This window comes from bacterium (assembly GCA_009926305.1).
GTDB lineage: Bacteria > Bdellovibrionota_C > UBA2361 > UBA2361 > RFPC01 > RFPC01.
Genome location: RFPC01000247.1, coordinates 1 through 1,171, shown reverse-complemented (window position 1 = coordinate 1,171; position 1,171 = coordinate 1). Strand labels below are relative to the sequence as shown.

2 protein-coding genes are annotated in these 1,171 nt (G+C 47.3%); one reads left to right on the top strand and one right to left on the bottom strand.

The annotated features are described in order from the left end of the window. Window positions 1-351 (bottom strand): hypothetical protein (locus EBR25_14235; protein ID NBW42129.1); only part of this gene is annotated, 351 nt, incomplete at its 3' end. Between the two features lie 568 nt (window positions 352-919). Between EBR25_14235 and EBR25_14230 the strand changes: the two genes are divergently transcribed. Continuing rightward, the coding region (locus tag EBR25_14230) for a ParA family protein (protein ID NBW42128.1) at window positions 920-1,171 on the top strand (252 nt) is incomplete at its 3' end.

The following is a 1,171-nucleotide window of genomic DNA, read 5'->3' as shown; positions in this document are numbered from 1 at the left end:
TGTGGTGGTGTATTCAATCACGCTGCCGAGGTTAATCTCCTGATCCACTTCGGTGAAGGTAAAGCCATTGTCTTGCACAATATTAGCGAGGTTCTGTGCGCCTGTAGCGAAAGTTATTCTGACCGCTCCATCATTACCACTTACTCGCTCAACCACATGAGGGTGAAATGAGTTAATAAGGTCTCGTGAACTTTGCGTTCCAGATTCAGAACAGGTACTCGATTCAACGGATGGAAAAGCGGTTAATCCCCAAGTACCCGCTAGTTTATCACTGCTACCACCGCCACCGCCTCCACATCCTTGGAGAACTAGAAAGAATCCACATGCTAGAGCTGAAATAAAAGACTTCATGGTATAGACCTCCTGCGATTAGGTTTCTGGCGGCTTTATAGCATGAGAACCTGATATGGGTCATTCGTTATATGACACTATCTCTAGGTGCGTTCTGAGCGACTTGAGCAACGAAGAACAGAAAATGAAGAATGAAGAACAGAAAACAGAGAATGGAGTTTAGGGCGTACCAGAGCCGCTACTACTAGAATCCTATTCATCCCCTACCCCACTGCAATTCTTTGCACCCCTATAAGAAGCAAATGATCCGAAGATAAGGACACGTATAGCCTCAGACTGCCTTCATGACGAGATTCTGTTATTCCCCTACAGGCTTACGCTAGGCACGTCATGAAAGCGGAATACCATCATGACGAGATTCCTGAGGCGTCGCAGACTCTTAACTAGCGGGGTCATGACGCCTTTTATCTTGCCCTTCTGTTTCCACCACTATTTTCACCTCTAGGCATCTGGTCAGGGATGCTTCGCATGGAAAAAAGCCTCTAGCGCGGGTCTCTTCTATCCCCTAGCCTACTTCCATTCTCTGTTTTTCATTTTCTGTTTTTCATTCTCTGTTCTTGGAGTGTTTATGAAGTCAGTCAATTCAATCCTAAGCGTAGTAAACGCTAAGGGCGGGGTCGGTAAGACCACCACGGCGATCTCGATAGCGGGATGCTTAGCGCGGCTAGGGTATAAGACTCTAGCTATCGACACAGACCTACAGGCGAACCTGACTCATTCACTAATCGGTAGGGAAGGGGATCATAAGTGCATAGCGGATGCCTTAGAGGCTGAGGAGCCGTTAGACCGTTACATCATCGAAACGCACATCCCTAACCTG